The following is a 12,632-nucleotide window of genomic DNA, read 5'->3' as shown; positions in this document are numbered from 1 at the left end:
CAGTCGTGGAAACGCCGCGCCATGATGAGACAGGTACAAAGAGTCCGGATAATGCCGCCCTTTACCGCGCCACCTACGGCGAAACCGAATCCGTCGCCGATCTCATCCCCTTCATGCTCGAAGCGTTCCTCGACAGCGACCGCACTTTTGCAAAAGCGCGCAAGGATGGGTTGCCGGAAACGGACACCGACAGACCGGCCCGCCGCGCCCGCTCGGCCCGCGCAGGCAATACCGAAGCGGCGTCGCCCGCTGTCTCATCCACATCGCAATTTAAGGAGTGACCCATGCAAATCGGCAACTTCACTTTGTCCAATGACGGCGGCTGGACCGGTTCCATTCGCACGCTTACTATCGACGCCAAGGTCCGGCTCGTCCCCAACGACGACCGAACCCATGACAACGCCCCGGCATTCCGCGTCCTCGTCGGCAACGCCCGCATCGGTGACGCCTGGGATGCCCGGACGACGGGCGATCACCCGAAATACTATCTTCGCGTCCGTCTCGACGACCCGAGCCTTCCCGGGCCTTTCACCGCCGCCCTGTTCCCTTCCGAGGAGGGTGATCGGGCGCAACTCGTCTGGAACAGGCGGCGGGAACAGTAGCAGCATGAGCGTCGCACTCGTGGTCGAGCTGTTTGGTTCCGGTTGCAGGGGATCAGGAGGGCGTGATACAAAGTCTCGGCATTTATGTGTTATTGCCGAGCATACGGAACATGGCAGGAACGGCTCAAGGAACGCTGAAGGATCGTGCGATTACCGTCGCCAGGGAGCGCGGTATCGCGCGCGCGCGCGACTTCGATGCGGCGGGCATTCCGCGCGCCTACCTGCGGAGGCTTCAAGATGAAGGCCTCCTAGTCCGCATGGGGCGCGGCCTCTATCAGCTTGCCGATGCGGAATGGTCCGAGTCCCACAGCCTTGCCGAAGCCGCCCGGGCCGTGCCCCACGGTGTTATCTGCCTGCTCTCCGCGCTCAGATTCCACGAACTCACGACGCAACTGCCACATCAGGTGTGGATGCTGATCGGTCACAAGAAGTGGGAGCCGAAAAACCCGCCGGTGTCCCTGCGCATCATCCGCGCCACCGGCGATGCCCTGACCGTCGGGGTGGACCGGCACACAATCGAGCAGGTGGAAGTACCTATCACCATTCCCGCCAAGACGGTCGCCGACTGCTTCAAATACCGCAGCCAGGTCGGTCTCGATGTCGCCATTGAGGCACTCAGAGACTGTCTCCGAAGCCGCCGCGCCACGGTCGATGACATTTGGCATTTCGCCGCCATCGACCGTGTGCAGAACGTGATGCGGCCCTATATCGAGGCCACGGCATGAACCCGAAACCTCCCCTCAAGAATGTCGGTGCCTCGGTCAGGGCACGCCTCACCCGGCGCGCGAGCGAACGCAAGGAAAACGTCCAGCTTGCGCTCACGCGCTATGCCATAGAGCGGCTTCTCTACCGGCTGAGCGTCTCGGCCTATAGCGGGCAATTCGTCCTCAAAGGTGCCATGCTGTTCAGCCTTTGGGCACCCACGCCCTATCGGGCGACCGGCGACCTCGACCTTCTGGGATATGGTGACGCCGCGCCGGAGCGTATCGCCACAACCTTCCAGGAGATCTGCAGCATCGACTTCGCGGATGACGGCGTCGTCTTCAAGCCGGAGACGCTGCGGGCCGAGATGGCTCGGGCCGAGGACGAATATAGCGGCGTTCGGCTCACGATGATCGCCGAGATTGCTGGCGCACGCCTGCCGATCCAGGTTGACATTGGCTTTGGTGACGCGGTGACGCCGGACGTGCTGGAGATCGACTATCCTTCTCTGCTCAACATGCCGGCGCCGCGGCTCCGGGCCTATCCACCCGAGACGGTCGTGGCTGAGAAGTTCCAGGCGCTGGTCGCGCTCGGCATGCTCAACAGCCGGATGAAGGACTTCTTCGACCTCTGGGCTATCTCCCAGACGTTCTCATTCGACGGCGGTGTCCTTGCCGACGCTATCGCTGCAACCTTCGAGCGTCGCCATACGGATATCCCCACAGACACGCCTGTCGCCCTGACGCCAGCCTTCGCCGAAGATGCCGCGAAGCAGGCGCAATGGCGGGGGTTCCTGCGCCGAACTGCGATTGCCATGGCGCCCGGCCCGTTTGCAGAATTGCAAGACAATGTGGCCGCGTTCGTGCTGCTGCCCACCCATGCTCTTGTGGCTGGCAAGGCCTTCGATGGGACATGGAACGCGGGCGGTCCGTGGAGATGAGGCGTTGCTGGTTCGCACGATCACATGGAGGATGCCTCATATGGCTTGCGGTTTTCAGTTTCTGCTCATTCCACGCCTACAGATGTTGAAATTGTTCTCTTTTTGTTCCATTCTGCCGTAATGCCGGGGCGACAGCACGGGGAGGTTGGTCGCAGATGAAGGCAAAGAATTTCTTCGAGGAACGCTCGGACCAGTCCGAGGTAAAGGCGCGAATTGTCACGAAATATTTCTTCGCTTGGGCGCGAGTGATAATGCCGACCGCCGCCAAACATGGCGGCAAAATCGCTTACATCGACCTTTATGCGGGGCCTGGGCGCTACAGGGATGGTGCCGCTTCGACACCTCTTCTCGTCCTTCAGACTGCGCTCGACGACGTCCGTATGGCGCGGATGCTCGTCTCCTACTTTAACGACGCCAGGAACGAGAATACGGCGACCCTTCAAGAGGAGATAAACAAGCTGCCGGGTATCGAGAAGTTCACCTACAGGCCGATCGTAACCTGCGGCGAGGTCGACGATGAAGCTGCCCGGTACTTCAACGAGACGAAACTCATTCCTTCCTTCTCGTTCATTGACCCGTTCGGATACAAGGGGCTTTCTCTGAACATCATCAAGGGCGTGATCAAGGATTGGGGGTGCGACTGCGTTTTCTTCTTCAACTACAATCGCATTAATGCGGGCATCGGCAACCAGTTCGTAGCCCAGCATATGGACGACCTCTTCGGCCGGGAGCGGGCCGAAGCACTACGCAAGAGGCTGCCGGGGCTGAGCCCGGAGCTGCGCGAGGCGGCGATCCTTATCGATGCCATCATCGACGTCCACACCCTCGCTGGCGAGCAGGCCGCGAGTGAAGCTGCGGGCCGAGCCCCGGCGCACAGTCATCGAACGGGTCGGCGGATTGCCCAAGAGTTCGTCCGCCGCGACCAGCTCATCGCGAAGCGCGCGCATCGGGTCACTCTCGATGGCATCCGCATCGATCAGCGACAGAATCCGGCTGAGTGTGCGCCGCCACCAGCATTGCTCCGCCTCGTTGGTAAACAGATCGGGCCGCAACGCCTCGACTTCGAACGCCACGCGCTCTTCTATCGAACGAGAGGGATAAACGGCAGCCAGGAACCGCACCGCGTCCCGAACAATGTCTGCATGCACCAGGATCGTGACATTGCTGGCGAACGGCCAGAGCAAGTTGCTGACCTCACAGACGCGCTCGGCGCCGACGCCTAGAATTCGCGCCCATACGGCCGGCCCGGCATAGTCGCTCGCGGCTGCCTCGACCGTCGCGGCGAACCCCTCTGGCGAGCAGGCACGCAGATGCGCAACCAACCGCGCGAGGACATCGTCATCCTGCGTGCCGTGGTGCGCCTCGCTATCGTCCCACGCCTTGAACGTGTAATCGCGACCCAGCAGATCGAATGGCGCTCGCCCTCCAATCGCCACCCGCTTGCGATCATCGCCGAGCGGCATCGCACGATCGGTCTCACCAAGCGCCGCTTCGACGATCGCGCGCGTGCCGAGCGGCACCGACAGTTCGAGCAGCTGCGTCACGCACCGGCCGAGTTTATAGCGGCAATGGCGGTAATCCTGACTGCGGCTTGACGAGAGCGGCATGATCCGGCTCGCCTGCCCGCCGAAATGAGAGGTACTGTTGTCGGTGATGTCGCGCGAATATAGGACGCGGTAGATTTCGATCGTGAAGTCGGGGTCGACCCGCGCGATCGGCATGATCTGCTCGGAAAGCCAGGTGGCTTCCCGATCGGCACATGCGCCGAAAAATGCGGGTCGCGAAGCATGCGGTCGAGCAGCGTGCGTGATGCGGCGGGATCGGACGCGAAGCTCTTGCCGACGAAACGGATGGAGTTGGTGGCGGTCTGCTGCATTGGCGGATCGGCAGCCCAGGCAAAGGCAAGCAGCGCCGGCGCCGCGCGGCCGAAGACATCGAGCAGCTCGGCCTCGGTGAGATCGCCCTTGTCAAACATCGTGTGGAGCAGGACGCGCGTCGCGTCGGAGAGGCCGCGCGATCCCGTTGCAATCGCGGCATCAGCTACTTGTGCCCAGGCAATCGCCTCGCTCGCTACGATAGTGCCGGCCGTATCGACCGCAAGCCCTACAAAGCGTGCCAGCCGCGAGAGCATCGTCACCAGCGCTTCGTCATTCGGGCGGGCCGCAATCAACGCGACCAGACCAGCGACATCGGACGGCGTTGCCACGCGCTCGATCGCGGTGCGGAGAGCGACATTGGCCAGCACCGGATCGACAGCCGCGTCGGCATAGATTTCTGCGACCAGGCACCAGACTTGCGCCTTACCGTCGGCATCGTGGCGCCACAGCCGCTCGATAGCGAAGCGCAGCGCTGGCGCCAGCATCAGCGCGATCGAGCTATCGCCGCCCAACTGTCCGATCAGCCGGGTTGGATCATCCCATTCAAGAAAGAAGCGGCCGGCGACGTGATCGAACAGCACATGATGGGCAAAGCTCACGAGATCGCCGGAGTCAGTGAGGACGCCAGTCTGGATCACAGTGTCGAGCTGGCCGTGCCCGACAACGACCTTGCGCACCGCGAGCCTGCGCCGAGAAACCATCGCGCCGACGGTCGCTGCCGCGGCCTCATGCAATGATGTGCCTATGAGTCGGCCATCCTCATAGGCATCAATCAAATCGGACTGAGTGGCGACCGTACGAATGCTGTCGGGCTTGGCGCCATCGGACAGCAGTTGCGCAGCGAGCGAGAGGTTGAAGACATTGCGCAGCAGGTCGTGTAGCTTCTCAGGCGCGGCGGCGAGCAAGCTGCCGAGATCGGCTGCAGCGGCGCCTGCGGCATCGAGATCCTCCTCTGCCAGTCGCGGCACCTGAAAATGCCGTACGTTGGCCAGACCCGGTTCCGCAAAGGCCTGATCGGGTGGCGATCCCGGCATCGCGTCTCGAAACCGGCGTCCATTGCACAGGTCGAAACTGCGGATCGACGCGATGATGGTCCAGTCTGTTGCCGAAGCGCCAAGCGTCTCGATCAGCTGCGCGAACACGCCCTCGGCCGGACCACCTCGCGCGGCATCGAGCGCTTCGATGATTAATAGCTTTGCGCCCAAACCCGGCGCCGCGCTCAGTACGTCGACCAGCGGGTGCTCCAACCCCAGTTCGGACTGAAGATTTGCCGCGATGCCGACGCCGGGAAAGCGGTCGACCGAAAGGAACACAACCGTATCGCCGGCCGCGCGTCGCGTTTCGGCTAGCGTCACCAGCGCACCGGTCTTGCCGGCCCCAGGTTCGCCAATGACAATCAGCGAACCGGAAGCGACCGCTGCGCGAAGCGGACCGTCGCTGGCCCGGGCTATAGAGATGCCACCCGCGATTGGCAGGCGGGTGTGCCCGGCGAGGCGCGCAAGCTCGGCGCCGGTCGTCGCCGACAATCGGCCAAGATCAGCGGTATAGTCAGCCGCGCCCACATCCTTGTGGCCGAGCCGGCGAAGCTCGCGCAGCAATCCGGCACGATCCGCAGGCGCGCCGTTGCCAATCATGCTACGGATAATGCCCTTCAGATCGCGCAGCGGCGCGTCGCCGGACGCTTGCGAGCCGTAGAGCCTCCCACCGATCAGCCGCGAAGCCTCGCGCCAATTCTCCTCACACTCGTTCATCGAGAAGCGAGCTATGCGGAACAGCCCCGCCATCATCACGAGATCATCGTCGGTCGGTGGCGTCGCAGACATCGAAGCCCATGCGATCCGGGCGTGCATCTCGAACAGATCGAGCGCGTCGCGCTCCGCCGACGACCGCCCGGCCTTGGTGGTGTCCCAGCTTCCGCCAAGGTCGAAAGCGCGACAACCGCGTTCCAGCGCGTCGAGCGTGCGCGGCGCATCTGCCGCGACCGCCAGCACGGCGCGTGCCTTCGCCGGATCGATCGCGACGCCGGCATCGCGCGCGTCGATCATCAGCCGCGCGAGCTGGCTGATGGTTTTGCCGAGCGGGCTCTTGGGACTTCTCGCAAGACCCGCGCTGGTCTTGCTCTGCAGGTCGATGCGGCTGGCGTCGTCCTGTTCTAGGCGGATGTCATCGAGCCCATCGCCGGTTTCGAGCTGGATCGAGACCGGCAAGGCGGTGTTGGCAAGGCCGAAACGCCCACCGACCGGCATCCGCGCTAGCAGATGGGCAGCAAGCCAAGTACCGACCTCGGCTTGGAAGTCCATCCCGGCTTCGGTTGCCCGCCCACCCGCGTTCATTCTAGATGTCGGTGCCGTTTCGCTAGCCAATTGCGCGCGCCCCTTCAAGATATAGTGTCGCCCAATATATTGTCGGAACTGGCCAAATCTGCAACGTGGCTATCTGCGGAAGATTAAGGCTGCTACCTTCGAGCGCCAGTAGGTGCCAGGCCGAAACCGGCCGTGCCCGCCGATAATGCGCAGATGTCCGCTTTCACGATACTCTGACCTGAAAGCGACCCGTCCGCTCTCGGCCCATTGCGGCCGTTGGTGCGTTTCGTGGTGAACGGCCGGATCGAGCCCGTTTGAGACCTTGGAATTCTGCCAGCTTCTTGCTGAGCCGGCCCTAAGCAGGCGTTAAACGCACTGGTTAGCAATGACGACATTCGGCACAAAATCAGACATTGGTTACGGACCGGAGTTTCTTCCAATGATCGCCGTTTCTGATTAGTCTCACCCCCGAGGGCCGACTAAACAAGGAGGCGCGAGTGACCAGAAGCTTGGATGACGCATTCTCTGCCGCGAAGACAATCTACGATGATTTTGTAGAGCATGGAGAATCCATCCTCAGCGAGGAAGATGCCAAAATCCGGATCATTAATCGAATTCTGACCGACAGTTTGGGTTGGGAATTCGAGTCCATTCGAGCGGAAACGCACCACGAAAACGGTTACTCCGATTACATTTTGTTGATCGAAGATCGTCCCGCGCTTTTGATCGAGGCCAAGAGAATCGGAAGAGTGGGATTGAACACGTCCGACACTTCAAAGCGGAAATACTGGAAAATCTCCGGCCCTGCATTAAAGGAAGCAATGCAAGGGATCGATCAGGCGTTCTCATACTCAGCTGCGAATGGAATTCCGATATCCGTGGTAACGGACGGAGACGCCTGGATAGTCTTCAAAACATTCACATCGGGTGATCCGTACAAAGAAAAACAAGCGGTAGTTTTTCCAAGTCTAAATGCCTTGATCGATAGTTTTGAAGAATTTTATGAAATTCTATCGCGATCAGAGTTCGGTCGAAAAACATACAACGCAGTCTTTGATAAGATTCACAACACCAGACTGCTGTTGACTAATCCACTGGTGGCGCCAATCGAAGAGGACCATATAAAGCTATTACCAAAGAGCCCACTCGCCTTCGACTTAGACGCGGTGTTTAAGGCCTTTTTCGATCGACTATCAGGCGATCAGGACGACGAAATGCTGGTCGAGTGTTTCGTCGAAACTAGGGAAAGTCGCATAGCTGATTTCTCGATGGAAAAAATCACAGCCGGTGTCCTCGGGAATTTAGACCCCAAACTTCTGGATATCGATGTCGAACTCGCGACGCTAATTCAAGCTAATTTAGGTGAGACGGATAAATCAGCAGCCGAAAGCGGACAGACCATATTCATCGTCGGCCCTACTGGGGCGGGAAAAACGACTTTTCTAAACAGGTTTTTTCGGAAGACATTATCGGAAGCCGTGCGTCGACAATGCGTCATGTTGAGAATCAATTTTTTGGACGCCACCGGAAACGGAGACACGTTACATAGTTGGATCACCGAACAGCTAATCAGAGGATTAGAATCCCGTTGCTACGATGGTGGATCGCCATCGTGGGAAGAGTTGCGTGGTTTGTACTTCGACGAGTATCAGAAACGATCGCGAGGTGTTGACGCAAAACTCTATGAGCGAGATAAAGATGCGTTTTATAGTAAGTTTAGCATAATCCTCGAAAGAGAGGTGCAGGAGAATCGAGAGGATTACCTGCGGAAGCTTCTTGCCGACGTCGTAAAAAATCGCAAAAAGCTACCCATAATTGTGGTGGACAACACCGATGAGTTTTCAGAACGTATCAAACAAAACACTTTTCAATTCGCACAAGCGCTTCGTAGACATGCAAATCACTGTCTACTGATCTTCCCAGTCACTGATAAGTCGGCGTGGTCGTTTTCCAAAACCGACATCTACGGTATTTACCAATCGAAATCGTTTTTTCTGCCGACGCCTTCGCCTAGAGAAGTGTTCCGCAAGCGCATCGATTTTATCCAGAAAAGAGTGAACGCCGAGCAAGACGAGGAATCAGCAAGAAGCTATTTTGCGGGAAAAGGCATCAAGGTATCGATCCCAGATATCAGAGCATTTGCAAAGGCAATTGAGGAGGTATTCGTAGAGCAAGAATACACCGCTAAGACCCTCGGACAGCTGACCAACTATAACATTCGCAGGACGCTAAGACTGTCTCAGCGAGTGATGACATCATCGATCCTGAAAGTCGAAGACTTATTGAAAAGCTATATAACGGGGACGGCTGTTGCACCTAATTTCCAGAAGTTTCTGCAAGCCTTAATGAAGGGAAACTACGAGTACTTTAGGCAAAGCGACCAGCACGAGATATTTCCTGTCTTTTCGAGCGATCCCGAGTTACCCCGTTCTCCACTATTGTATCTGAGGATACTTGCCTTGCTGGAGGCCGCTTACAAGGCACACTCTGAAATTGACAAGCAGCACTTAACTGTTCAATCCATTGTCGACTTTTTTGATGGTATTGGATGCAATGAAGCTGCCGTTGATAATGCGCTTTTAACGCTGATGGAGGCTCGATTGATAGAGCCATACGATATGTCCAATCGGAGCGTGGATACAAACCAAAAATTTGCAATCACAAACGCAGGCAGAATTCATCTATTGCTGGCGACGGAGAATTACGTGTTTTTCGAACAGCTGGCACTGACAACTCGAATTTCGAGCTCAGACGTTGCTAATCAGATCTCAAGCTCAATCAAGGGAACTGGCCCTTATAAGAGTCGAGCAGATCGAGTGCGATCAGCGTTTTGTAAGTACTTGATTGAGGAAGATGCAAATTATGTGAATCAGGACGTGAAGTCGGAGCAATACGCAAACCAATCTGAGTTAATCTCAAAACTGATGCGATTTGGTTCGAAAAGCAGCGCTCGAGGTATGGATCATTCATCACAATCTTCAGCGGGTGTGCCTGAATCTGCGGTTGGTTTTTCCAGGGCGGGGGTGGTCGGAACAGTCGACTGGTTCGATCTCGAAAAGGGCTACGGGTTCGTCGAAGTGGATAGTGAAGAAACACTCGAGGATTCGGTGTTCATTCACATGGAACAGGTGCGGCAGGCAGGGTTGGTGTCATTGTCCGAGGGCGATACAATCTTGTGTGATTTATCAACTGGGTCGAAAGGTATCTTTGTTTCCAAGATTCACGAGATCGAAGAACACTCGCCAGATGCTCGCAAGGCAGAATGTCAGATAGTCAAGTTCTTTAGAGATAGGGGTTATGGCTTCGCTTCTCTCAGCGAGAACGCAGCGGACGCCTATTTTCGGATTTCTGTTTTAGAGAACGCTACTAATCGGTTGATAAGTGTAGGAGACAAATTCACCGCAATGGTTGTTCCTGACTCAAAGGGTCGTGGCTTGGAAGTACGCGAAATACTGAAGTTCGAAGACTAGAGCATCTTACCGTTTACCGTTCAGCCCAAACGGATATCTCAACCCAAGTCTGCTTTCGGGATTTTTCCGACATCTCTAAACCCTACAACGATGGTCAACTGTACGCCCTATTTCCCGATGCAGCGTTTTGGGCGAAGGTCTCAAAGTATGGAGACTGCTTCCGGCCCATTGCGGTCATTCGTAAGCGCTTCTGGTCGTTGCGATGCAATCCAGCCAAGCGGACTTAATCCGGGAATCGCAGCTGATATCACCCTGAGCCAATTTCGACCTCAACGGCGATCGCATTTTCGATCTCAGTGTAAAGATCAATAGTGGTTTGTGCGCGAAGCGTCAGGAGAAGTGCGTATCGAACCTCCCGATCGTAGCGCTCCAGGCTGCGCTTCTCACGCCACCAACCACCTGTCGGGTAGACTGCGATGCTGTGACGGTTCGCAAGATCGGTGGCTGTTCCATCCCAGATATCCGAATGCAAAGAGCCCCGATTGCGAAGACGCGGCCCGAGAACCCAACCGTCTTCCTGACCGCCAGTGTAATCACCTTCCTCTTCATCCCGCGCGGCGGCGTTTATTCGACCGCGGAAAGTGGCCACGTCTTCCTCGGGCCGTTTTACTGCAAAGCGCAAACCGTGCGAGGCGTATTTATGACGCTTGGTCCACCCCCGCTCGCCGGGATTAGGCTCGATAAAGTAGCTCAGCGTTACGCGCAGCTGGACGTGCTCTTCGCCGAGCGCTTCTAACTTCTCGGCAGGCCACGGCAGATCATGGAAGATCATGTCCTGGGTCTTGATTTTCGAGCCATCCAGATAGAAGGGCTGCATACTGTTCTCGATCACGAGCGTGACATCATTGCTCAGGCTGCGTGTCGCCCTTTCCAGGTTGGGGACACCGTAGCCGTAGCGTCGCAACAAGAGTCGCTTGTCGTTTTGCGTTGGATTAATCGGCAGATGTCCGCGCATTGCTTGTGTCCAGTCAGCCGAGTGAACGACTAGACCTCTGACTGTCTCCGGCCACAGTTCCTGTCGATCAGCCAGAATCTGCGCCGCCATTCGCGAAGCTAGTGCGGTGGCGGCACTCGTATCTGAAATGACGCTGAAATAGCCGTTTTGAAGATGGTTATTCGTCGTCAGGAGTGCGAGATCATCGAGATGATCGCTGTCATCATTCGCTGGATTAACACCATAATTGCCGCCTTCAAAGACGATGTCTGGCTTTATCGGCCATTCGTGTTGCCACGTGATGGATGTGCGGCTGAGCGGTGAAAGATCGCCGGCGGGTGCAAGAGCACTCCATCCCGTAAAGGTAGGGTCTGTGATTACACACTTCTCGGTGACAGCACTGACGGTCAGCACATTCCATGCCTGCGCCGGGCTTTCGATTGGCGATGCATCATTCTGGTCGAGGTATTCGCCTGCTGGATACAATGCCCCGATATTGCCAGCCGATACCGCTGCAAAACGCTGCAACTCACCATCGCCATATGCAAGTTCATCTAACGCAGCAGACCAGGACGAGGGGCGTCCTTTCCAATGATCACCTTCGCTGGTGGTTGCGAGACAAAACACCCGAGGCCTCTCCGGCGCTTGAATTTCCGCTCGGCTCATCGCCTCCGCGGTGATGTATCCGTAAAGGTCAGGGTCATTCGCACCTTGATCGGGCAGTACCTTGACCGACTCAAGAATGTGACTCAAAACGACGGGATCGTCGCCAGTTAGCGGTTCAACGAGATCGCCATAAAGCGCCAACCCACTCATCTTTGTTCCGTGACCGCGCCATGTCAGGCTGGTGTCGTCGACCAGCCAGAGCCCATTCCATGATTGCTGGTCTGCCGCATCAAGGGCAGGTTCAATAAGCGGATGCGGCCTTGTCGAGCCGGAATCAAGGATGCAGACCGACGGCGCATCGCCTTCAGGCGCCTGAACCCTTTCCGCAATCTCATCGTTCCAATCGCGCTGCTTGTGCGCATCCATTTCCATGAACACGGCAGGCGTGTCTCTTGCGATCCGCAGTTCGGCGATGGCGTCGGTGTTCGCGACAACGCTCCCGATTTGCTCGGGCGTCGCAAGTGCTAGCATCACCTCGCGTTCAGGAAAGCGGACAAAGTGATCGCGCAACACCATGCCCAGTCCATTTACCGCATGTTCGAGGACGGGGCGTGCATCGGTACGAAGCCAAACTTCCCACCAGGTTTGCTGACCCGCTACGGGAAAGGACTCGGGAACATCGGTGAAAAGCGACCGCGCATGAGCGAGGCGGACTTCTTCCATTGACGCAACCAAAGGCTGGTTCTGGGGCTTTCCAGTCCGAGTTTCCTTAGTGCGGTAGTCCTCGACCTTTTTCAGGTAAAGCTCGCGCTTGGCTTCGGGCACAAACACTGTGGCAGACAGCTTGTTCTCGGGATCGGCGTCAGCGGCCCTCACGGCCACAAGTTCGATATGATATTGGCCGCGCTTGTCTTCGAGCCTGTCCAGTATCGCGCTCTGTTCCCAGCCGATATCAAACTCCAGATAGAAGCCGGGTGCACCTCCTGCAATTTCAGTGTTTCGGGCAGCGAATTGCTCATCGGCTGCAGCAATTGCTTCGACAAGGGCCTGTTCCAAACGCGCAGCATGTTGCGCTCGGTTTCGTTCCGGAATCGTTACTTTCCCGCCGCCGCCAGTTGGCCACGTGAACGGTTCACGGTTTCCATGACCCGAAAAATAGATATGCCTTAGATTGCGCTGTTCCCCGTTCGGCATTGTC

9 protein-coding genes are annotated in these 12,632 nt (G+C 57.5%); 7 read left to right on the top strand and 2 right to left on the bottom strand.

Features of this window, described 5'->3' with window-relative positions; all coding sequences use genetic code 11:
* The 6 genes from E4M07_RS26385 to E4M07_RS26360 form a co-directional block, all read left to right on the top strand.
* Positions 1 to 281: DUF2274 domain-containing protein (locus E4M07_RS26385; protein ID WP_136661413.1), on the top strand; the 281-nt coding region annotated here is incomplete at its 5' end.
* Positions 282 to 284: 3 nt separating this feature from the next.
* Entirely contained in the window at positions 285 to 602 is a 318-nt protein-coding gene (locus E4M07_RS26380; protein WP_136661412.1) for a DUF736 family protein, read from the top strand.
* 110 nt (positions 603 to 712) lie between these two features.
* Positions 713 to 1,327 carry a type IV toxin-antitoxin system AbiEi family antitoxin domain-containing protein gene (locus E4M07_RS26375; RefSeq protein ID WP_136661411.1) on the top strand — a complete coding sequence of 205 codons (615 nt, stop codon included), beginning with the start codon at positions 713 to 715 and terminating at the stop codon, positions 1,325 to 1,327.
* A complete protein-coding gene (locus tag E4M07_RS26370; RefSeq protein WP_136661410.1) occupies positions 1,324 to 2,244 on the top strand; it encodes a nucleotidyl transferase AbiEii/AbiGii toxin family protein in 921 nt (306 codons plus the stop codon). Before E4M07_RS26375 ends, E4M07_RS26370 begins: the two co-directional genes overlap by 4 nt.
* 155 nt (positions 2,245 to 2,399) lie before the next feature.
* On the top strand, positions 2,400 to 3,467 hold the full coding sequence (locus tag E4M07_RS29680; protein WP_246660625.1) for a three-Cys-motif partner protein TcmP: 1,068 nt from the start codon (positions 2,400 to 2,402) through the stop codon (positions 3,465 to 3,467).
* An 87-nt stretch (positions 3,468 to 3,554) separates the two neighbouring features.
* The gene (locus E4M07_RS26360; protein ID WP_136661409.1) at positions 3,555 to 3,839 is read left to right on the top strand and encodes a hypothetical protein; all 285 of its coding nucleotides are present in this window, start codon (positions 3,555 to 3,557) and stop codon (positions 3,837 to 3,839) included.
* Here E4M07_RS26360 and E4M07_RS26355 read toward each other — a convergent pair.
* Positions 3,785 to 6,421: a hypothetical protein gene (locus E4M07_RS26355; protein ID WP_136661408.1), complete on the bottom strand. Its 2,637-nt coding sequence runs from the start codon at positions 6,419 to 6,421 to the stop codon at positions 3,785 to 3,787. The two genes, E4M07_RS26360 and E4M07_RS26355, sit on opposite strands and share 55 nt — an antisense overlap.
* A gap of 500 nt (positions 6,422 to 6,921) precedes the next feature.
* Between E4M07_RS26355 and E4M07_RS26350 the strand changes: the two genes are divergently transcribed.
* Positions 6,922 to 9,894: a cold shock domain-containing protein gene (locus tag E4M07_RS26350; protein ID WP_136661407.1), complete on the top strand. Its 2,973-nt coding sequence runs from the start codon at positions 6,922 to 6,924 to the stop codon at positions 9,892 to 9,894.
* A gap of 247 nt (positions 9,895 to 10,141) precedes the next feature.
* On the opposite strand, the gene E4M07_RS26345 is transcribed toward E4M07_RS26350, so the two are convergent.
* Positions 10,142 to 12,628, bottom strand: coding sequence for a S8 family peptidase (locus E4M07_RS26345; RefSeq protein WP_136661406.1), 2,487 nt, complete (start codon positions 12,626 to 12,628; stop codon positions 10,142 to 10,144).
* Positions 12,629 to 12,632 lie beyond the last annotated feature (4 nt).

Origin of the sequence: Nitratireductor sp. XY-223 (genome assembly GCF_004959855.1) — a bacterium.
Classification (GTDB): Bacteria; Pseudomonadota; Alphaproteobacteria; order Rhizobiales; family Rhizobiaceae; genus Hoeflea_A.
This window is presented reverse-complemented; position numbering and strand designations above follow the sequence as displayed.